This window comes from Flavobacterium sp. GT3R68, assembly GCF_007109225.1.
Classification (GTDB): domain Bacteria; phylum Bacteroidota; class Bacteroidia; order Flavobacteriales; family Flavobacteriaceae; genus Flavobacterium.
The window spans coordinates 651,689-674,624 of record NZ_VJZK01000001.1; the positions used below are offsets into that span (position 1 = coordinate 651,689).

The 22,936-nt window shown below is 41.7% G+C and carries 12 protein-coding genes; 10 read left to right on the forward strand and 2 right to left on the reverse strand.

The features are described 5' to 3' along the window. Positions 1-86: 86 nt before the first annotated feature. From FNW07_RS02810 to FNW07_RS02840, 7 genes are all read left to right on the forward strand, one after another. A complete protein-coding gene (locus tag FNW07_RS02810; protein WP_126744255.1) occupies positions 87-1,235 on the forward strand; it encodes a pyridoxal phosphate-dependent aminotransferase family protein in 1,149 nt (382 codons plus the stop codon). A gap of 115 nt (positions 1,236-1,350) precedes the next feature. Further along, entirely contained in the window at positions 1,351-1,854 is a 504-nt protein-coding gene (locus FNW07_RS02815) for an RNA polymerase sigma factor (protein ID WP_126744256.1), read from the forward strand. Beyond that, positions 1,844-2,464 (forward strand): hypothetical protein, encoded by a 621-nt coding sequence (locus tag FNW07_RS02820; RefSeq protein WP_126744257.1) that lies wholly within the window; start codon positions 1,844-1,846, stop codon positions 2,462-2,464. The genes FNW07_RS02815 and FNW07_RS02820 overlap by 11 nt, the downstream gene beginning before the upstream one ends. 196 nt (positions 2,465-2,660) lie before the next feature. Beyond that, entirely contained in the window at positions 2,661-3,059 is a 399-nt protein-coding gene (locus FNW07_RS02825; protein ID WP_126744258.1) for a GxxExxY protein, read from the forward strand. Positions 3,060-3,108: 49 nt separating this feature from the next. Further along, positions 3,109-3,726, forward strand: a complete 618-nt coding sequence (gene bioD, locus FNW07_RS02830) for a dethiobiotin synthase (protein WP_126744259.1) — start codon at positions 3,109-3,111, stop codon at positions 3,724-3,726. 3 nt (positions 3,727-3,729) lie between these two features. Then, the gene (bioA, locus tag FNW07_RS02835) at positions 3,730-5,001 is read left to right on the forward strand and encodes an adenosylmethionine--8-amino-7-oxononanoate transaminase (protein WP_126744260.1); all 1,272 of its coding nucleotides are present in this window, start codon (positions 3,730-3,732) and stop codon (positions 4,999-5,001) included. 233 nt (positions 5,002-5,234) lie between these two features. Further along, complete coding sequence (locus tag FNW07_RS02840; RefSeq protein ID WP_126744261.1) at positions 5,235-6,389, forward strand: beta-ketoacyl synthase N-terminal-like domain-containing protein; 1,155 nt, start codon at positions 5,235-5,237, stop codon at positions 6,387-6,389. Between the two features lie 47 nt (positions 6,390-6,436). Here the strand turns inward: FNW07_RS02840 and FNW07_RS02845 are convergent, their stop codons facing one another. Then, entirely contained in the window at positions 6,437-7,138 is a 702-nt protein-coding gene (locus FNW07_RS02845) for a hypothetical protein (RefSeq protein ID WP_126744262.1), read from the reverse strand. Positions 7,139-7,238: 100 nt separating this feature from the next. Then, complete coding sequence (locus FNW07_RS02850) at positions 7,239-7,754, reverse strand: regulatory protein RecX (protein ID WP_370511481.1); 516 nt, start codon at positions 7,752-7,754, stop codon at positions 7,239-7,241. 245 nt (positions 7,755-7,999) lie between these two features. On the opposite strand from FNW07_RS02850, the gene FNW07_RS02855 reads away from it, so the two are divergent. The 3 genes from FNW07_RS02855 (at position 8,000) to FNW07_RS02865 (ending at position 22,901) form a co-directional block, all read left to right on the forward strand. Continuing rightward, a complete protein-coding gene (locus tag FNW07_RS02855) occupies positions 8,000-15,202 on the forward strand; it encodes a T9SS sorting signal type C domain-containing protein (protein ID WP_126744264.1) in 7,203 nt (2,400 codons plus the stop codon). Between the two features lie 340 nt (positions 15,203-15,542). Then, the gene (locus tag FNW07_RS02860) at positions 15,543-19,616 is read left to right on the forward strand and encodes a reprolysin-like metallopeptidase (RefSeq protein WP_126744265.1); all 4,074 of its coding nucleotides are present in this window, start codon (positions 15,543-15,545) and stop codon (positions 19,614-19,616) included. Between the two features lie 483 nt (positions 19,617-20,099). Next, positions 20,100-22,901: a T9SS sorting signal type C domain-containing protein gene (locus FNW07_RS02865; RefSeq protein WP_126744266.1), complete on the forward strand. Its 2,802-nt coding sequence runs from the start codon at positions 20,100-20,102 to the stop codon at positions 22,899-22,901. The last annotated feature ends 35 nt before the right edge of the window (positions 22,902-22,936 follow it).

Consider the following 22,936-nt stretch of genomic DNA (forward strand, 5'->3'; position numbering starts at 1 on the left):
AATTATTGATAAACGATAATAAAAAAACGAATATCGATATTTTTTTCATCTGTGCGAACAAAAAAACTTTCCTTACTTTTGTAAATATGACACGATTTCCAAAATCTCTATCCGATAAATTAGACCAGCGAATCCAGTCCAATTCGCTGCGATCTTTGCCCGAATCCAATTCCAGGATAGATTTCGCGTCGAATGATTATCTGGGGTTTTCCAAATCCGAAACCATTTTCAATACGGCCCACCAATATTTGACGGATCATAATCTCCTTCAGAATGGCGCCACCGGTTCGCGTTTGTTATCCGGAAATCATCAAACCTACGCAGATGCAGAGATGTTTCTTGCCAAATTCCACCAAGCGGAAAGCGCACTTATCTTCAATTCCGGTTATGATGCCAATGTCGGTTTTTTCAGTGCCGTGCCGCAACGCGGGGATTTGATTTTGTATGACGAATTGTGTCATGCATCTATACGCGACGGAATGCAGCTTTCGAAAGCCAAATACTATAAATTCAAACACAACGACGGCGAAGATTTGGAAATGCTTTTGCAGCGTTTCAAAACCGACAACAATGAAATATTTATCGTCACCGAAAGTGTTTTCTCCATGGATGGCGACTGCCCCGATATCGAGGAACTGATTGTTCTTGCTGAAAAATACAACGCGCTGCTGGTTATTGACGAGGCACATGCGTTGGGTGTTTTTGGGGACAAAGGAGAAGGACTGCTTCAAAGCTTACAGCTTCAGGATCGCATTTTTGCCCGAATCATGACGTTCGGAAAAGGACTGGGTTGTCATGGGGCCGCTGTTTTAGGAGCGGAACTATTAAAAACCTATCTGGTAAATTTTGCCCGCAGTTTTATTTATACGACGGGTTTGTCACCGCATTCAGTCGCGACTATTTTGATCGCCTACCAGCAGTTGGAATCCGAACGAAAAATCGTGCAGCAGCTCCGTGAAAACATCGTCCATTTCAATCAACAGAAGAATTTATTGGGTCTGAAACCCATGTTTGTCAGAAGCAAATCGGCCATCCAATCGGCGATTATTCCCGGGAATGACAACGTGAAATCCATCGCCGCAAAACTTCAGGATGCAGGTTTTGATGTCAAAGCTATTTTGTCACCAACCGTTCCGGAGGGTCAGGAACGATTGCGGTTTTGCCTGCACAGCTTCAATTCCAAAGAAGAAATTACCACTGTCTTGTCCCATCTTTGCTCCTTTCTTTTTAAATAAAGCATAAAATCTGTAACGTTTTGGTTTTTCTTTTACTTACGGACTATAAACAAAGCAAAAGCGGTGAAAGCAAATCCATCCACTTTCCAATCACAAAAACCGAAGAGATAGTATTTTGAAGGAAAAAGAGACCGAATTTTTAAACCGAATCGAAAAACATAAAGGAATACTTTTTAAGGTTTCCAAAATGTATATGGATAATCCTGACGACCAGCAGGATTTGTTTCAGGAAATTGTCTGCCAACTCTGGAAAGCATATGATAGTTTTAGAAACGAGAGCCAATTCTCGACCTGGATGTATCGGGTAGCAGTAAATACCGCAATTGTTTTCTTTAAAAAAGAGAAAAGAAAAGTGCCCGTTTCTCCGCTCTCTTCGGATAATATTAAAGAGGAAGAAGATGATTCGCATATCAAAGAAGCCCAGATCAATCATTTTTATACTGCTGTAAACCAATTGGACAAAATCGAAAAAGCCTTGGTTTTTTATCATCTCGAAGGGTACTCTCATAAAGAAATTGGAAAAAACATGGGTATCAGCGAAGGAAATGCACGCGTAAAACTCAATAGGACCAAAAATAAATTAAAAGAAATCATAGAAAAGCAACAATATGGATTTTAACGATATACAATCAGCCTGGAACAATGACAAGTCAGAGAATGTCATACTTCCCACATATCTGCAAAAATTGCAATCAGCAAATATGCCTTTGGATAAAATCAGGAAAAATTTAAAAAAAGAATTGGTTTACCAAATTTTCTCTATCCTTTTTTTAGGATCTATCCCCGTGATATGCCATTTTTCGCCGCTATTGCAAACGGCATTTTACGGACTTTTTGTGCTTTTTTTAGTGACCTGCGGTTATTTTCTAGTCAAACTGTATTGGTTTTACAAAAGATTGAACAAAGTGGAAACAAATACCAAAGACAATTTGTACGACACTTATTTTGATGTACGATTGAATATGGAATTGTATAAATCCTTTACGTATTCCTTAGTGCCCTTTGTATTGGTTTTCGTGGGAATGATTTTCCTGAATAATTACACCGTAGAACAATTGACTGTCCTCATACATGAAAAGTCAGCCGATTTTTTTCTGGGATTATTGATGGGTGTTTTCCTTGGTATGATGGTATGTTTGGGTTCCGTTACCGAATGGTGGGTCAATAACCTTTACGGCAAGTACGCTAAGGAACTTAGGAAAGTATTGGATGAATTAAAAGAGGAATAACTAAAAGCAACTTTCGGGTTGCTTTTTGTTTTACAAAACATGAGGAAGTTTGTAAATACTTTACGAAATTTACGGTCAGGTTCTGTCTGTACGAGTTCAATTCTAAAGAAGAAATCCCCGAAGTCTTACGATTGTTAAGTACTTTTGTTTTTGGAACGCAGATGACGCAGATGTAACGGATTAACGCAAATTAAATATGAATAATTTTTTACATAAAAAATTGAGTGAATCCATTTTGAAAGTTTATTATGAAGTCTATAATGAATTAGGTTATGGCTTTTTGGAGAAAGTATATCAAAATGCAATGTTTCTTGAGTTGAAATCGCAGGGTTATAAAGTAGAGCCTCAGAAGCAAATCAAAGTGTATTTCAAAAACCAGGTTGTTGGCGAGTATTATGCCGATTTACTTATTGAAAATGCAATAATATTAGAACTTAAAGCATGTGAGTGTTTAATGGATGCTCATAAAGCGCAGCTTATCAATTATCTCAAAGCGACTGAAATTGAAATAGGCCTGTTGCTGAATTTTGGAGAAACACCGGAATTCAAAAGATTCATTTACAGCAATAATAGAAAGAAATTTTATAAACTTTAAAAAATCCGTGATAATCAGTTAAATCTGTGTCATCCGTGTGCTATAAACTATGAAACTATTCATTACAGGAATTTCCACCGATGTCGGCAAAACTATCGCCTCAGCCATCATCACCGAAGCGCTCGAAGCCGATTACTGGAAACCCATTCAGGCCGGTGATCTGGAAACTTCCGACACCCATAAAATCCAAGCGTATATTTCCAATAAGAAAACGGTACTGCATCCCAACAGTTATGCGCTCCATACTCCATCAAGTCCACATTTGGCCGCTGCATTGGACGGGATTGCGATTGATCGTCATCAAATAAAAGAACCCGAAACAAACAATCATCTGGTGATAGAAGGTGCCGGAGGTGTATTTGTACCATTAAATCATACCGATTGTGTCATCGATCTGATACAACCCGATTACAAAGTGATTGTCGTTTCCCGTCATTATCTGGGCAGCATCAACCATACGCTACTGACGGTGGAAGCCTTAAATAACAGGAACATTACCATTGCCGGGATCATCTTCAGCGGGAATGAAAATAAACCTTCGGAAGAAATTATCCTCAAAAAAACAAACTTGAAATGTATTGGAAGAATCGACCAGGAACCGTATTTTGACCAAAATATAATCTTGGAATATGCCGATTCGTTTCGGGAAACGCTACTAAACCTATAACGCATGAATCTGACAGAAAGAGACGCACTTTACAATTGGCATCCGTACACCCAGCATAAAACGGCACAACCACCGATTGCTATTGTTAAAGGGAAGGATGCGTTGCTTTGGGATGAAAATAACAAGGAATATATTGATGCCATCGCCTCGTGGTGGGTCAACCCGTTCGGGCATAGCAACACGGTTATTGCCGATGCGATCTATAAGCAGCTGACAACTTTGGAGCACGTTTTATTTGGCGGATTCACACACGAACCGGCAGTAAAGGTCTCCGAAAAACTGATGACGCTTTTGCCCAACAATCAAAAGAAGATCTTTTTTTCTGATAACGGCTCCACGTCAGTAGAAGTCGCGATAAAAGTTGCACTGCAATATTTTTATAATAAAGGCGAAAAGAAAACTACCATAATTGCGTTCGAAAACGCCTTTCACGGTGATACGTTTGCGGCGATGGCTGCCAGCGGAATCTCGTTTTACACGCAGGCTTTCCAGGGGATGTTCATTGATGTGGTCCGGATTCCGGTGCCTGTCAAAGGTCATGAAGTTGCCAGTTATGTAGCGTTGCGCGAAGCAATACAGAATAACAACTGTGCCGGTTTTATTTTTGAACCGTTGGTTCAGGGCGCCGCCGGAATGGTGATGTATGAGCCGGAAGCCTTGGATGAATTGCTAAAAATCTGTCAGGAGCATAAGGTGATCACCATTGCCGACGAAGTGATGACCGGATTCGGGAAAACCGGAAAAACTTTTGCCTGCGATTATTTGCAACACCAACCCGACATGATGTGCCTGTCGAAGGCACTGACGGGCGGAACCATTCCGATGGCGATTACGACCTTTACCCAGGAACTGTTTGATGCTTTTTATGATGAGGACATCAACAAGGCGCTGTTCCACGGACACACCTTTACGGCTAATCCAACGGGTTGCGCAGCCGCTTTGGCGAGTATGGAATTGCTGCACACCGACGAAATGCAAAACAATATTGCACGTATTCATCAAAGTCATCTTGAATTCCAGAAACGAATCGAACAGCATCCCAAAGTCGCAACAGCACGGACATTGGGCGTTATTTTCGCACTGGAAATAAAAACCGAAGGCGCGGCCAGTTACTACGGAACCCTCCGCAACAAACTGTACGATTTCTTTATTGAAAACGGCGTGATCTTAAGGCCGGTTGGGAATATCGTATACATTTTGCCTCCATATATCATTACCAAAGAACAACTCGAAAAAGTGTATCAGGTTGTCGAAAGTGCCTTGGAAATAGTTTAATTTTGCAGCTGTTCCTGCTGTTTATTGCAATCTTTTTGTTTTTAAAGAAAAAACAAAAAGGATTTTCATTTCCATCAGGGCTAAAACACCGCATACCGATAAAAAACCGTGAACATCTTTAAAATCTCTGACATTCGTGTTCAAAGAGCACATGGATTGTACAGATAACACAGATTTGCACAGATAAAAGAAAAGCCTGACAGCTGCTTTAAACAATATTCAAAAAATAAACTTTGTCAAAACTCATTTCCATAACGGCCATTGCCTCCCTTTCCCCGCTGGGAAATAACTCTAAAGGAATCTGGGAACACTATCTGAACGACCACCACTGTTTTGTTGAGGGAATGTATGGAAACCAAATGGCTTTTGCCGCGGTTTTGGATGCAGACTCTAAGCTTGAAGTTGAAACGCTGAAGCAGTCCGATTCCAAATACCGTTCCTTAGACAACTCCGTTTTGTATGCGATGGCAGCCGCAAGGCAGGCAGTAGCTCAGGCTGGCTGGAAAAAAGGCGACGACTTCGGGATTAATATCGGGTCTTCGCGCGGGGCCACCGAATTGTTTGAAAACCACCATCAAAATTACCTGAAAACCGGAAAAGCGCAGACGTTGGCTTCTCCAACCACCACTTTAGGAAATATCTCTTCGTGGGTCGCCCACGACCTGCAAAGTCAGGGCCCTGAAATTTCGCATTCCATCACATGTTCTACCGCGTTGCATGCGTTGCTGAACGGTATCGCGTGGCTTCGTGCCGGAATGGCCGATAAATTTTTGGTTGGCGGCAGTGAAGCGCCATTGACGCCCTTTACGATTGCGCAGATGCAGGCGATGAAAATCTATGCGAAAGAGGATCAGGAATATCCGTGTCGCGCTTTGGATTTAGAGAAGAAAAGCAACACGATGATTTTGGGCGAAGGTGCGGCAGTCTGTTGTCTGGAAATGGGAAGGGCAGCAAATGCGCTCGCTTATATTGAAAGTATTGGTTATGCCACCGAACTTCTGGCACACGGGACATCCATTTCTGCGGAAGCGGACTGTTTCCAGAAGTCGATGAAAATGGCGTTGCAAAATACCGACCCATCGAAAGTGGATGTGATTGTCATGCATGCGCCGGGCACTAAAGCCGGTGACTTAACCGAATACAAGGCCGTCCAAAAGGTCTTCGGGGAGAATCTTCCTTTGCTGACAACCAACAAGTGGAAAATCGGGCATACGTTCGGCGCCTCCGGGATGCTGAACATTGAGATGGCCGTTTTGATGCTGCAGCATCAGCAATTTATCGGAGTCCCTTTTGCGGAAGCGCAAACCCAAGTCAAATCAATCAAAAAAGTACTGGTGAATGCCGTTGGCTTTGGCGGAAACGCCGTTAGTGTGCTGTTGTCGTTATAGTTTTAATCTCATAGTTTACCCTAAATTACCCCTGCTTAATTATCCAATCAGGGTACAATTACAGCAGAAACCAGTCGGTCCTCCCAAGCCTGATCTCCGGCTATCTCCGTGCTTTGTCCCCTGACCAAACCTTTCTGCCACTGGTAATCTATTTCAACCGTTCTTGTCGGGTTTGTTCCATTAAAAGGAGTATAGGAACCCATATAACGCAGTACGGTATAGGGGTTTCCTTCAACTTCTACCGGTATTGCGGCCGTTCCTGCTAGCTGGTATACAGCAGTGCCAGATGCCAAATCTAACCTATATTGATACTTGTAATCTTCACCCGGATGGAATACAGTGCCTGAAGTTTCGGTAATTGCAGAGAAATCTTCAGGTAACTCGTTCTGATACAGGCCCTCATAACCCACCAAATTTCCTGCGTTATTCACCCGCAGATAGGAATAGGTAACGTTTCCATTTGTCGTAGAAACATTGACATTGTATCGGGTACGCTTTTGTTTTGAGAATGTAAATCCGTTTAAATTAACGGTTTCGGTAATTTCTATGCTGTCAATTATTCCGTTGAACGTATACACATCGCCGGGAATGTTTCGGTGATACGCATATTGCTTATAGACATATTTATTGCCCGGATTGATGTTGAAGAAAGCGTGGGATGGTGATGGATCATCATCATTATTGCAGGAGGAACACAGACTTATAAGGCATGTGGAAATAAATAGAGTTGACAGCGTTTTAATTTTCATGGCGTTAGTTTTTTATGTTAACGAAGAAAAAGAACAAGTATTATACGTACATGAAAACTATATCTTATTATACTTATAAAAACCTGAGTAAACTAAATTGTCATAGTGGCGCAGCAACTAATTTATTGACTTTGTCATAAACCAGGTTGCTCTCGAAACCTTTGCGGAGCAGGAAGTCGCAGAACTTCTTTTTCTTTTTCGGGAGGCTTCTTTCTTTGATGGTTTCCCACTGTTTTTCGGCCAGTGCATGGAAAGTGGCGGCATATTCTTCGGGGGTAATTTCCTTTAAGGCGGTATTGATGTTGTATTGGGAAATTTTTCGGAATTTGAGTTCATTGACGATACGGACTTTTCCCCAATGCTTGATGTGGTGTTTCCCGCGGGCAAAACTGCAGGCGAAGCGTTCCTCATTCAGGTAATTATTATCAATGAGATGTACCACAATCAGATCGATGGCCTGCGGAATCATATTCAGGCTTTTCAGTTTCTCGATGACCTCGCCGTGGCAACGTTCCTGATAAGCACAATAATGCTCCAGTTTGTTTCGGGCTTCGGCAACGGTACAGGAGATGTCAGACATATAGGGGACTGGGATTGGAGTTCCAAAAATACTCATTTAAAATCAAAATGAAAGTATCTTCTTTTGAAATGGGAATTGCGTCAGACACATCACGCTGCCTACTACTTTATAAGAAAATTTTTATAGAAAACAAATAAATTCGATAAAGAGCGAATCTTAACGATAAAATTACAATTATTTTAACTTCAGCTACATATTTTGTTAAATTATTAAATATCTTTACAGGCTCGTAATTATTTAAATTTCGAGCTTAAAATTGATTGTATAATACTACTAATGTTATGAAAATTAGACTATTACTATTTTTAACAATGTTATTTTCGGTTGGAAGTTGGGGACAAGTTTCTATTTACTCTGATAATTTTGGGGTTAGCGCAGTCAATCCGCTTGTCAGGACTGGTTATACAGCGAATGCTGCTTCGGGTGTTGCTTGGGAGTTAAGAACTTCAGGCGCGAGTACTACTTATACATGGACTTCACCAGCCGCAAGTTTTTCAGGGGGAGCGAATGTTTTTACAAACTTAGGGACGAACACGAACGTCAAAACATTAACATATGATAATTCTTTATCAACTATAGGTTATACTGCTATTAATGTAAGATTTGGAGCATTGAAATCTGGGACAGTTCCTAATTTAGATGTTTCTTATTCTGTCGATGGTACAATATATAATTCTGCTGGCTCTGTTACATTGAATACTGGATGGACAGCAAATTCAATTGCTCTTCCGGTGGGCGCAGAGGGTGTTTCGAATTTGAGAATACGATTTTCGATTGTCGCAAATAGTAATTCAGCAAATTTTTTCAGAATTGATGATTTTCAGTTAATAGGAACTCCTTCCTCCAGCAATACAATCACTACAAATACGACATTAACGGGTAATCCCTATTGCGTTTCGGCATCAACGGGTGCTGCAGTATCGATACCTTTTACCAGCACCGGAACCTTTACCGGTACTAATGTCTATACCGCGCAATTATCGAATGCAGCGGGAAGTTTCGCCGCTCCGATAACTATTGGAACGTTATCCAGTACAGCAAATACAGGAACAATAACAGCTACTATTCCTGCGGGAACAGTCTCCGGTACCGGATACCGAATCCGTGTGATTTCGGATACTCCTGCGATAATAGGAACTGATAATACAGTCAATTTAACAATCAACCTTGCAACCAACAGTGTTGCGCCAACCACGACTCAAAACCTGGCGACGGGAGCCAATGGTTCTGCCTTAACAGTTACAGAAGGATCAACCCCGGTAAGCAGACAATGGTATTATGGTACGGTTAGTGGTGGACCTTACGGGACTGCTATTGGTGGTGCGACAGGGGCGAGTTATATGCCTAATTTTGGATCGGTCGGAACATACTATGTGGTTTGTATATCGACTTTTGCCTGTGCGACCATTACCAGTGGACAGGTACAAATAAATGTGGTCAGCGCTCCGGGAAATGACCTTTGTGCCAGTGCGGTTGCCCTGACCATAAATGCAGGAAATACAGCGGGAACTTTATTAAATGCAACCGCTACTCCTGCAAATACATTTACATATCAATCGGCCAAAAATGACGTTTGGTATAAGTTTACACCCATCTGTACCGGTTCACATACCGTAACCTTAACTTTTCCATCAGCAGTCAGTGATGATATCGACATGGATATTTTTTCAGCGGGTTGCCCAACTACGGGGACGGCTTCGTTTACTGCTCATGGAAGTACGGTGACAGAAACCATAACAAGCACCTTTACTGGAGGAACCACTTATTATATCAGAGTAATCGATTTCAGTACAACGGGAAGCACTATGAATATTCAGGTTACGGGTAATATTGCTGCGCCTTCACAGCCCGGTGCAATTACCGGAAGCGCCAGTATTTGTAGTGGTGCAGCACAGACGTACTCCGTTACTGCTGTTAGTGGCGCAACTTCTTATACCTGGACTTTGCCGTCAGGATGGTCCGGAACCAGTACAACCAATTCGATAAACGCAACAGCCAGTTCAACTAGTGGTAATGTACAAGTGACTGCTAATAACGGTTGCGGAAGCAGTACAGCACAAACCTTGGCTATTACGGTTATCAGTACCGCTACTCCAGTAGGTTCTATTTCTGCTACACCAATTTGTGGCAGTACCGGTTTAAATTTCTCGGGAACGGCAATCGCTCCGGAAATTTATTATTGGCAAACCAGCGCAACGGGAACAGCAACTGCTAATCCTACGACCGCACCCTATAATGTAAGTTCGGGTGGTACTTATTATGTAAGAACATACGACGGCACCTGTTGGTCAGCCGGAACAGTTTCTTCGGCAGTCACTGTAAATGCAGTGCCAACTGTGCCAACTACCGGAAACCCAGCTGCGGTTTGTGAAGGTAGTGCCGTGACTTTTACCGGGACAGGAAGTAGTGGCGCTACGTCATATACTTTTTGGGATGCGGCTTCAGGCGGAACCAAATATTTGAATGGTGTTTCCGGATATACCATTACGGGGACAGCATTAACCACACCAACTGCTTTGACATCAGGTACGTATACCTATTATATTCAGGGAGAAACAGCGAGTTGTGTAAGTGCAGCACGTAAATCGGTAACAGTGACTATCAATGCCATTCCGGCTAATCCGGCGGGAACGATAAGTGCTTCAGCAAATCCATCTTGTGGTGCTGCAACATTAACCTATTCAGCGCCAAGCGCCACCCTATACTGGCAAACTACTGCCGGCGGAACTTCAACAACTAATGCCACGACTTCTACTTATAATGCGGCTTCGACAGGAACGTATTATGTAAGAAGTTATAACGGTTCATGCTGGTCAACCGGAACAGTATCTTTAGCCATAACGGTGAACGCGGTTGTAAATATTGCCGCTCAGCCTGCTAATCAGGCAGTGGTTGTAGGGAATATAGCGACTTTTAACGTTACCGCAACAGGAGCTACTTCATATCAATGGCAGGTTTCTACCAATGGAGGTTCGACCTGGAGTAATGTGGGGACTAATTCCAACAGTTATACCACTGCGGCTACTACACTTGGAATGAATGCCTACCAATATCAGGTACTTGTCAGCGGGACTGCTCCTTGCGCTACAGTTACATCCACGGCAGCAATATTAACAGTAAATACTGCTCCATGTTTGAGTGAGAATTTCGCTGTGAATGCTTTGCCTTCGGGATGGGCTTCAACTGCAGCTACTTTTTCAAGTAATTATGCTGCATTTGTATCTGCGACAGGTGATTTAGCGACCATTGCAGTAAGCAATCCAAGCTCGATGACCTTTACTTTGGAACGTTCAAGTAATAATGCCACCGACAAAAGTATGTTGGTTGAGGTTTCTACTACCACTCAAACTACCGGCTTTACAACGTTAGCAACATATATTGATGGGAATACCACATCTGCCGGAATAACAAATTGCACTGTAGATTTATCATCATATACTGCCAATTCAACCGTTTATATCCGATTCAGAAAAACCGGAACTACTACTTCCTATTGGAGAGTAGACGATATCAATGTATACTGTGGAGGAACCACACCAACCATTACCTTAACTCCGGTGACTTTAACCGGAATGACTTATGTTTTTGGGGCAGGGCCATCAGCGAACCAAACTTTTACCGCCAGTGGGGTGAATTTAACAGCAGACATTTTGCTGACACCACCAACGGATTATGAAATATCAACGGCTGCGGGTTCCGGTTTTGGAAGCGCCATCACTTTAACCCAGACAGCAGGAATTGTAAATGCCACCACCATCTACACCCGATTAAAAACAGGATTGGCAGTCAATACCTATAACACCGAAAATATTGCGGGAACCAGTACCGGTGCCACCACCAAAAATGTGGTGTGTAGTGGTAGTGTAACAGTGGCGGCGCCAGTCAACAATTTGTGTGGCAGTGCGACTTCCTTAACCGTTAATGCCGCTGCAACAGCCGGAAACATGACCGGGTCTACTGTGACGGCTCCTTTTACAGTGGAGAAAGACGTATGGTACAGCTTTACGCCAACATGTACCGGCATTCATGCTATTACCGTTACCGGGTTTAGCGGCGATATCGATATCGAATTATTTGGAGGTTCTTGTCCGGCAACGACAACTATATTAGATGGTTCTGCAGGAACTACTTCTACAGAAACTATCAGTACTTCGTTAACTTCGGGTACCACGTATTACCTTAGAGTTTTAGCGTATAATGCAGCTGCAGAAACTACTGCTTTTACCGCTCAGGTTGTTTCAACCAGTGTTTTGACATTAACCAATGCGGGAAGTCCTGCTACAGGAAATATTCCGGCAGGAACGGCCAATGCGGTGATTATGGGATTCACCACAACGCCTACTTGTGCGACCAGTTACGATCTTACGGCGGTAACTTTAACCAAATCGGCGATATCAACCGTAACGACAGCTGATATATCGGGTTTCAGAATTTTCTATGACGCCAATTCCAACGGGATTGTGGATGGAGCTGAAGCTTCGGTATCGGGAGCAGGAATTGCTTTGGCAACAACCATGTCCTTTACCTTAACCGGACAAACCGGCATTACCACTGCCAGAAAATATCTGCTGGTAGCGAATATCCTTGCCGGAGCGGTAAACGGAAACACGATTAAAGTCAACCTATCACCAAATACAGATTTAACCTCGGTACTTACGCCGTCCGGAACGAAAACGGGAACGGCATTGGGTAGCACCCAAACCATTACGCCTCCTGCCTGTACGTCGGCAGTCATTGCGACTATTACTCCGACATCCGGCCCGGTAGGTACAGAAGTGACCATTACTGCTTCATCCGGAAATTTAACAGGGGCAACGGCAACATTCAACGGAGTGGCTGCGACAGTAGTGTCGAGTTCGGCTACCCAATTGATAGTTAAAGTCCCAACAGGAGCGACAACCGGAAATTTGGTTGTAACCGATGGACAACCTTGTAACGTAACAACTGCTTTTACGGTTATCAATAACGACATTACTACGTGCCAGGGTGCCGGAAACTCGTTCACTGATTTGATTATTTCTGAAGTGTATGACTCAGTAGCTGGGAATGTATGGCATATGGAATTGTTTAATCCAACGAATGCACCAATCAATTTGGATGCTGTTGGTGCTAATTACAAAATAGAAAGATACGGAACCATTGGCGATGCCGCTCCGACCAGAACCATAGATATTTCAGGAATTATTCAACCAGGCGCTGTCTATTTGGCCGACTTAGGAACAATTACGGATCCTTCCTGTATCAAGACATTTGATTTTACGTCGTATGCACAGGGAATCAATGAGCAGGATGCCATCAAGTTGACTAAAGAAAATGTCAGTGTGGATATCGTTCATTGTCCAAATGAAAAAGGATATACCATTACCCGAAACACGACTGCAAGCGGACCGAATCCTGTCTTTAATGGAGCTGATTGGAATACGAACAGTACCGAATCCTGTACGGATTTAGGCTTGTTCAGCGCTACTTTAAATGTTCCGCCAACGATTACCGCACAGCCAAGTATTAATCTGACGTGTACGAGTACTTCTGCTGCTGTAGCAGTTACAGCTACCGAAGGTTTTGCCGGAGGAAATCCACTAGCGTATCAATGGTATGTAGCGGCTCCGGGTGCAGCAACGTGGACAGCATTAACAAATACTGGGGTTTATACCGGTACAACAACAAGCGTGTTAAACATTTCGTCTGTTGCAGGTTTGGATAATTATCAATATTACTGTCAGGTACGTGAGAATGGGGCGAACTGTTACAAAGCGTCAATCGCTGTTAAAATTCCTGCAGGAACTGGTACTACCTGGAATGGAAGTGCCTGGTCAAACGGGACTCCTACCTTAGGAATGCTGACAATTATAAACGGAGATTACAACACGACAACCAATGGTGACATTGATGCGTGCAGTCTGATTGTGAAAGCCGGTTTTACAGCTACAGTCACTGCCACTCACTATATCAATATTCAAAATGATTTAACGGTAGAAGCCGGAGGAACATTAGATGTATTGAATAATGGATCATTAGTTCAGGTTAGTGATACCGGAGTGAACACTGGAACCATTTTGATGAAACGTACCGCTAATATCCGTCTATATGATTATGTGTACTGGTCTGCACCAGTAGCAAACTTCCCGGTAGCAAGTGTTTCCCCAAGTTCACCAACAGGAAACATTTTCAAATGGAATCCTACCGTTGCCAATAGCAATGGTGGATTTGGAAATTGGGAAAATACGGTGGAGAATATGGTTACTGCAAAAGGATATATCGTTCGGGGGCCTACCGGATTCAATAATGCAGCTCCGCAGGCCATGACCGCTAATTTCTCCGGAGTTCCTAACAACGGAATCTACACGCCATCGATATTAAGAGGGAACAATACAGCTGCCGATTATCCGGGCACCAATGGGATAACCATTACCAATAAAGAAGATAACTGGAATTTAATTGGGAATCCATATCCATCGGCTATTAAATCGATTGACTTCTTAGCAGCAAACACGAATATAGAAGGAGCGGTTCGTTTATGGACACATGGTACATTGCCAAATGCTGGAACTCCAAATCCGTTCTACGGAAGTTATGCCTATAATTATACCGCTACGGATTATATAGTTCATAATGGCACCGCGACAACCAGTGGTCCTGTTGGGTTCAACGGACTTATCGGGGCCGGACAATCGTTTTTGGTATTAATGAATGATGGTGCTGCCGCAACGCAGACCGTGACTTTCAATAATGCCTTACGAAGCAAAACCTATGACAACAGTCAGTTTTATAGAAATGCAAATTCCCAAAATGCAGTAGGAGGAATTGAGCAAAACAGAATCTGGCTGGATTTAATTTCCTCAACAAACGTAATTAACAGAGCCGTTGTAGGTTATGTTGAAGGCGCGACAGATCAAAAAGACCGCATGTATGATGCATACACCGATTATAAAAACGCACAGAATTTTTATTCCATTATCAATGATGATGTAGTGATAATCCAAGGAAAGTCATTGCCATTTAAGGTAGAGGACCGTGTACCGATGGGAATCAAAATTCCGTCAAACGGAACCTATCAAATTGCAATCGCAGCGGCAGATGGAATATTTGCTGCAGGGGGGCAAACGATATATCTTGAAGACCTTTTATTGAATGTAATCCATAATTTGTCTGCAGCGCCATACCAATTTACAACCGTTACCGGAATCATCAACAACCGTTTCGTGCTTCGTTATACGGATGCCGCTCTAGGAAATGATAGCTTCGAAATCGTTGAAAATGGCGTCACTGTTGCGACAGAAAATCATGAAATCAATATCAAATCACAGTTGGAACAAATGAAAAACATTTCTGTTTATGATGTATTGGGAAGACAGGTATTTGAAAAAAATAATATTAATACTACAGCATTTACGATTCAGAATTTAGTCGTAAGTCAACAGGCATTGATTGTCAAAATCATTTTGGAAAACGGACAGACTGTCAGCAAGAAAATCGTTTTTTAAAATAAATGTTTGCTGTTAAAAAATAAAAAAAGCCTGCGTCAGCGGGCTTTTTGATTGAAAGTCCGCGGGATATTTTTTTAACCCCTGATTTAACTTACAAACCAAAGGCAATAATAGTTTTTAAAGAACTGAAAATCATCATTTTCATTAAATTATCCGCAATAAAATTATTGTATTTTATGCTTTTAAAATGAATTATTCACGATGTTAATTAAAATGGTATGAAGTATTTAGTTTATTCAGTAGAACTGCTTTTTAATGTTTAAAAATTTTGATTTGAACACTGAAATTGATACTATTGCCAACTGATTTCCCCAAATCACGCAGAATTTTTATACCTATGAATAAAACACTACTTGTTTTCTTTTTTATTTTGAATTTTATTGTGGCTTCCGCCCAAAAAAATAATGTCTGGACTAAGGCTACAGAGGATGAAATGCGTTCTGTTCCCAAAATCGCCAGAAGCGAATATCCGTCAAAATATCAGCTATTTCAATTGGATTGGAATGCTTTTAAAAGCCAACTCACCCGCGCTCCCAAAAGAGAGGAACTGTCGGCCATTTCAAATGTAATTGTTACGTTTCCGAATCCGGAAACCGGACATTTGGATTCCTATCGTATTTTGGAAGCATCTATCATGGAACAGGAGTTGCAGGCTTCTTATCCTGAAATCCGTTCGTATGTCGGCCAGAGAATAGATAATCCTTCTGATGTAGTACGTTTCAGTATGTCACCACAAAAGGGCCTGAGTGCTATTATTCGCTCTGCGACATTCGGAACCAGCATCATTGATCCGTATACCTCGGATAATAAAAACTACATCATTTTTAATAAGTCCCATTCGAATACGAACTTTCCATTTCAATGTGCTACAAATGATGCGGTTCTTGAGATGGATGCGCTTCAAAAAAGTGCTTTAAACAATGCGGATGATAATCAATTGCGAAGACTGCGACTGGCGATGTCGGTAACAGGAGAATATACTGTTTTTCACGGCGGAACCGTTGCGGGCGCTTTGGCTGCTATCAATGCAACAATGACCAGAGTTAATGGTGTTTTTGAAAATGATTTTAATTCTACGATGGTTTTGATTGCAGCCAATGCGAATGTGGTTTATACGAATGCTGCCACCGATCCCTATTCGCCTGCCGCCAGTATGGCGAACTGGAATGCTGAACTGCAGGCTACTTTGACGAGTGCAATTGGGGAAGCTAATTATGATGTGGGACATTTATTCGGTGCAACAGGAGGTGGTGGAAATGCAGGCTGTATTGGATGCGTGTGCGTCAATGGGCAAAAAGGAAGCGGCTATACCTCACCGGCTAACGGAATTCCGCAAGGAGATACTTTTGATATCGATTATGTAGCACACGAATTAGGGCATCAGTTTGGGGCGAATCATACGTTTACCCATTCGACCCAGACACCTGTAGCGCAATTGGAACCCGGGAGCGGAAGTACCATTATGGGATATGCGGGAATCACGGGAGCGACCGATGTGCAAATGAACAGTGATGCTTATTTTCACGCAATCAGTATACAGCAGGTTACCAACAATATAAAAGCTAAGGCGTGTCCGGTTCTTATCGCCACGGGTAACGCAACGCCAACTGCCAATGCAGGACCAGATAAAATACTTCCTATAAGCACGGCATTCAAATTAATTGGTTCAGGCACAGATGCAAACGGTACGGCTTCATTGACGTATTGCTGGGAACAGATGGATATTGGCAGCGCAACTACCACTTATCCAAACGGAACAAAAACGGCAGGACCAAATTTCCGATCCTTTACGTCCACCAGCAGCTCAATGCGCCGCCTTCCGAGATTGGCAGATCATGTTGCGAACGGTGTAGGCGCAAACATGTGGGAAATTGTCCCGGGAGTCGACCGTACTTTGAATTTTCGTTTGACAGTCAGAGATAATCGGGCGGGAGGAGCCAGTAACGAGAGTGATGATATGACTGTTTTCTTTGACAATGCGTACGGCCCTTTTTCTGTTACTTCCCAGAATACTGCAGGAGGAAGCTGGACTCAGGGAACCAACCAAACCATTACATGGACGGTCAATAACACGACTGCATTAACAGGATCTGCGAATGTCAATATCCTGTTGTCTACTGACGGTGGAGTCACTTTCCCCATTACAATACTAGCTAATACTCCAAACGACGGAAGCCAGGTAATTACCGTTCCAAACGTTTTATCCACCACCTGCCGACTTTTGATTGAGCCTACAGGGAACGACTATTATGCGATAAACACCATGCCTTTTGCCATTGGATATACCATTGCCACTACATGTAATTCGTATACCTACAATACCGCTTTTGCAATACCGGATAATAACACTGCCTACACCGTTAAATCCATTAATGTGCCAACTACGGGGATGATTACAGATGTCAATCTGGCTGTAAATCTTACTCATACGTGGATTTCCGATATCAATATTGCCTTGATTAATCCAGCCGGTACGAGTCAAATCAATATTTTTAACAGAAGTTGTACCAATGACAATAATATCAATGCCACTTTTGACGATCAGGGCTCAGCTTTGGTTTGTGCAGCGACAATAACCGGTAATGTGGTTCCAACACAGGCATTGTCTGTATATAATGGAATAAATCCGCAAGGAAATTGGTTAATTGGAGTCCGGGATTTAAATGCCACTGATACGGGTAGTGTAACATCATATACTTTAACGATCTGTTCCCAGACAACTACGGAGATTGTATTTGCATGTGGAGCACTGACTACCACCTGGGATGGATCAGCCTGGAGTAACGGAGTGCCCTTGAAAAATGCCTACGCTGTTATAAATGGGAATTATAATACGGCAACTAACGGAAGTTTCCGCGCCTGCAGCATGACAATAAATGCCGGAAGAACACTGACCATTAATCCGGGTGGCTATATAGAGTTGGATAACGATTTGACGGTTAATGCTACGGGAGTGCTGAAAGTACTTCATGAAGGCTCATTAGTTATGCTAAATGATACCGGAGTCGTTACCAATAATGGAAATATTGAAGTTTATAAAACTACGTCAAGTTATGAAAGGTTTGATTATATATATTGGTCCTCACCGATTGTAAATGCAACTATCGGCGGCATTTTTAGCAGTTGGAGTTTGGATCATGCTTATAAGTTTGAAACTGCAAATTATTCTGATTTGAATAATGATACTTTTGACGACAATCAGGACGATTGGCAACTTGTACCTTCCGCTACAGTAATGACGCCTGCTAAAGGATATATCGTAATGACCCCAACCAGCGGAACTTTTCCGTCGATTTCAAGTGTGATGTTTAGCGGAACTGTAAATAATGGAGTTATCAATCATCCTATGGTTTTGAGCGCAAATGGTGCCAATGCCAATGATGACTTCAATTTGGTTGGAAATCCTTATCCTTCGGCTATTTCATCAAATGACCTGATTAATAATAATTTGTCTATATCAGGAACATTGTATTTTTGGACTCATGTGACTGATATATCTAGTGCCAATGCAGGACCGAATCTTTTAAATTACAGTTCAAACGACTATGCGATGTACAATCTTTCGGGAGGGATCAAAAGCGCGTCGAACAGTTCCGTACCGACGGGATACATTACATCAGGGCAAGGATTTTTGGTAGAGGCCATTGCGGCAGGTAATCTGACCTTCAGCAATGCTTACAGAAGAGGTACTTATGCCAACAATAGTTTTTTTAAAAATTCGTCAACCGCACAAGGATTTTCCCGGGACAGAATATGGCTGAATATGCAAAATGCCACAGGTGTTTTCAATCAGCAGTTAATTGGTTATTTTGATGAAGCAACTGCTGGTGTAGACCGAGGATATGATGGATTGAAAAGTTCAAGTCAAAATTACATCAGTTTTTATTCCATTATCGATAATATGAAATATGGTATTCAGGGGAAAGGAACTTTTGATTCTGCGGATACGGTTCCGTTAGGTTATTTTTCTGCGATGACCGGGACTTTTGAGATAGCTATTGACAGTATGGAAGGACAATTTAATTCTGCTGACGTATATTTAGAAGACAAACTATTGCAGGTCATACACGATTTAAAACTAGGTCCTTATAGTTTTTTAACCGAGACAGGAACTTTTAATAATCGTTTCGAACTTCGCTATACGAATCAAACACTCGGTGGGTCGGATTTTGACTTGACTAATAATGTAGTGAACGTCAACACTGCGAATCAGGAAATAGCTATCAGATCTCAAAGTGATTTAATTCAGACCGTAAGAATATTTGATATACAGGGAAGATTAATAGCGGAAAAAAATCAGGTCAACAACAAGAATGTTATTTTAACAGACATCGTCTCATCACATCAACTATTACTTATAAAAATATTGTTGCAGGATGGCCGGACAGTTATCAAAAAAATCGTTTTCTGATAAGTTTGTTTATTGAATATTAAAACCCCGTAAAGATTAATTTTTACGGGGTTTTTTGTTTAACGATTATTAATTGTTGAACCAATATTTAACATTCGTAAGCGATTTTTTTAAAATTAATTTTCCGTCTTGGCAGAAATCTCCACAAATTTCATATACAAATGTATCATAAATAAAGAAAAAGCTTGTTAAAATTAGAAATTTTAGCAAGTAAATTAACGCTATTTACCGAGAATATACTTACAGTTTAATTTCTATTTGTCAGTTAATCAGTTTTATTAACCGATTTCCGACAAAAGAAAGTATTACTGTCAATAATTTGTAATTTTCTTGTAGGAATAAGGACGAATTTAATGCGATGCAAATTTATAGAAGGTACCGCATTCTTATTTACGGTTATTCCGCATAAATTGTTAAAGTTGATTTTTAGTTTAAAAATTTGAATAAAACACAAAATAAACAAAATCTTAAAACGCGCAGAAAATGAATAAAACTCTACACACTTCAAAAAATAAAGCTGTTTCCATATCATTATTGCTACTTGTCTTAGGCTCCTTAAATGCTTTCTCCCAAACCAATACTTTTACCGGCACGGTCAACTCCAATTGGAATACGGCTATGAACTGGTCTTTGCTGGCGGTGCCAACTGCTATTCACGACCTTGTGATTCCGTCAGGGAAAAGTGTTATTGTAAATGCGGACGCCTCAGCAAAAACGATCAGTCTATCAGGAAATTTAACGATGAACAGCGGGATAAAGCTTACTGTTAATGGCAATTTGACCGTAAATGCTACCGGAAATTTTACAATGCCTGGCGGCTCCGGATTGGCAACGTTGGTCGTCTATGGCAATTTTATGAACAATGGTCTGACTGATTTTTGGAAAAGTACAGTGGTGATTTTAGGGGATTTGATTAGTCCGCTAACTTCCAGTTTACAGAATCAGGGTAATATAGTGGTAGGAGGTAACATAATTGGTAGTTTTGCTATTACCGGCGGAAGTGGTGCCGGACAAATTTATGCGTTAAATCCAAATGCGACCGTAACAATTACCCCAGCTTCCATTGATAACAACGTTACGCCGGGAACTCCTTTGTCCGGTTCTGAAAGTAATGCTCTGATAGATTTAGTCAATCAGGTCATCTATGGCGCGAGCTGTCCATTTGCGATTTCTGATGTGGCGAATGTTACTATCTGTTCCGGAAATATTGCAGTATTTACAGTGTCTACAACTGGAACATTGCCAACTTATCAATGGCAGGTAAACAGTGGCTCAGGCTGGCTTGATTTGGCAAATGATGCTGTTTATGCTGGAGTTTCCACGCCAACAATGACAATTGCCAATGCCAGTATTACTATGGATGGTTACAGATACAGAGCCAGCATTACTGCGGCTTCTTGCACTAAAAACGGGAATTACGGAAAATTAATTTTCACAGTGGCACCAACAGCTCCAATTGTTGGGGCTATTACCCAGCCAGCTTGTGTGGTTTCAACGGGTAGTGTTGTGTTGAGCGGTCTGCCTGCTTCAGGAATCGTAAATCCGGGAAATATTACTTATGTAGGTACTTCCTGCACGATTAATAATCTCAATCCTGGGACGTACAGCTTTATCGCTTCAAATACAACTTGCGCATCTCCGGCTTCTGCCAATGTGGTAATAAATCCAATATTGACTACAATCTGGAATGGTTCTTCGTGGTCGAATGGAGCGCCAGCGGCTGACAAAAATGTTATTTTTTCTGCGAATTATAGCAGTTCCGCGAATTTTGATGCTTGTTCCTGTAGTGTAAACAGTGGCGTTAATGTTACGGTTAATTCGGGTCATACGCTAACTGTTTCAAATGCAATCACAGCGACAAGTGGGTCGTTGATATTTGAAAACAATGCCAGCTTAATCCAATCTGGATATACAGGTATCAATACGGGTATCATCATTGCCAAAAGAAATTCGGCTCCAGTGATTTTATCTGATTATACGTATTGGTCATCCCCAACTTCGGGAAGTCAAACGTTATTAAATTTCTCACCGAATACAGCTGCATCTAATTTTTTCACGTACCATAATGCATGGACATATAGTGCTCCGGCTACAGATACTTTTACGAAAGGGTTGGGCTATGCGATTATTGCTCCAATAGGCACCAGTACCACTGTTCCGGCGAGTCTTGCGCAACAGTTTACAGGAGTTCCTAATAATGGAAACATTGACGTGACAGTTGCCTTAGGGCCGAATCCGATATCAAACCGATTAATAGGTAATCCTTATCCGTCCGCGATAGATGCCGATGCTTTCATTAATGCGAATGTTATTGGTACCGGTTCTATAAATAAAACGATATCGGGGACTTTGTATTTTTGGACCCATAATCATTCTCTTTCCGGGAATAATTATTTATCAAGTGATTATGCGACATACAATCTTTCAGGGGGAACAGCTGTAGCCTCAGGAACAGGAAATACCGGAGCGCCGATACGATATATTCCATCCGGGCAGGGCTTCTTTGTACATACTGTTGCCAATGGGAACGTAAGTTTTACAAACACGATGCGTACCGGAACTTCCAATACTAATTTTTATAAAACTTCCAATAGTATCACGGCGGTTCCTACATTGGAAAGTCACAGAATGTGGTTGAACCTAACTAACAGTACATCCAGCTTCAGTCAGATTTTATTGGGTTATATTGAAACCGCTACCGATGACGCTAATCCGGGCTTGGACGGACTTTATTATGGTGCTGATCAACATGTTTTGTATTCTTTTATTGGAACTGAAGCCTACACTATTCAGGCTAAGGCGTTGCCGTTTGCCAATTCGGACGTGGTTCCGTTGGGTTATAAAATCAATGTGGCGGGGGCTACAACAATTAGTCTGGATCATTTAGATGGAGTGTTTGCAGGAAACCAGAATATATATTTGGATGATCAGTTGTTGAATGTGACGCATGATTTGAAAGCGGCTCCGTATACTTTTACATCCCAAGCGGGAACTTTTAATAATCGTTTCGTGGTGCGTTATACTACAGAAACTTTAGGGAACGGGGGTTTTGATTTGCATAATAAAGTGACCGTTGCCACCGGCAAGAATCAAATTATAATCAAATCCGAATCGACCGCAATAGATCAGGTGATTCTTTTTGATGTGCTTGGCAGAAAAATACATGAAAATAAAAAGATTAATAATAATGAATTTCAGATTTCCGGCTTGTTGACACATCAGACAGTAATCGCGCAAATTATTTTGGCTGATGGTCAAGTAATAGCCAAAAAGTTAGTTTATTAAGTTTTTTGAGAGTTAGTAACAAAAAACCCCATCTG

What these genes read in the sequence shown, in the direction of transcription:
- FNW07_RS02810 (WP_126744255.1), top strand. Translation starts at nt 87, where the DNA reads ATGACACGATTTCCAAAATCTCTATCCGATAAATTAGACCAGCGAATC.
- FNW07_RS02820 (WP_126744257.1), top strand. Translation starts at nt 1,844, where the DNA reads ATGGATTTTAACGATATACAATCAGCCTGGAACAATGACAAGTCAGAG.
- FNW07_RS02825 (WP_126744258.1), top strand. Translation starts at nt 2,661, where the DNA reads ATGAATAATTTTTTACATAAAAAATTGAGTGAATCCATTTTGAAAGTT.
- bioD (WP_126744259.1), top strand. Translation starts at nt 3,109, where the DNA reads ATGAAACTATTCATTACAGGAATTTCCACCGATGTCGGCAAAACTATC.
- bioA (WP_126744260.1), top strand. Translation starts at nt 3,730, where the DNA reads ATGAATCTGACAGAAAGAGACGCACTTTACAATTGGCATCCGTACACC.
- FNW07_RS02845 (WP_126744262.1), bottom strand. Translation starts at nt 7,138, where the DNA reads ATGAAAATTAAAACGCTGTCAACTCTATTTATTTCCACATGCCTTATA.
- FNW07_RS02850 (WP_370511481.1), bottom strand. Translation starts at nt 7,754, where the DNA reads ATGAGTATTTTTGGAACTCCAATCCCAGTCCCCTATATGTCTGACATC.
- FNW07_RS02855 (WP_126744264.1), top strand. Translation starts at nt 8,000, where the DNA reads ATGAAAATTAGACTATTACTATTTTTAACAATGTTATTTTCGGTTGGA.
- FNW07_RS02860 (WP_126744265.1), top strand. Translation starts at nt 15,543, where the DNA reads ATGAATAAAACACTACTTGTTTTCTTTTTTATTTTGAATTTTATTGTG.
- FNW07_RS02865 (WP_126744266.1), top strand. Translation starts at nt 20,100, where the DNA reads ATGAATAAAACTCTACACACTTCAAAAAATAAAGCTGTTTCCATATCA.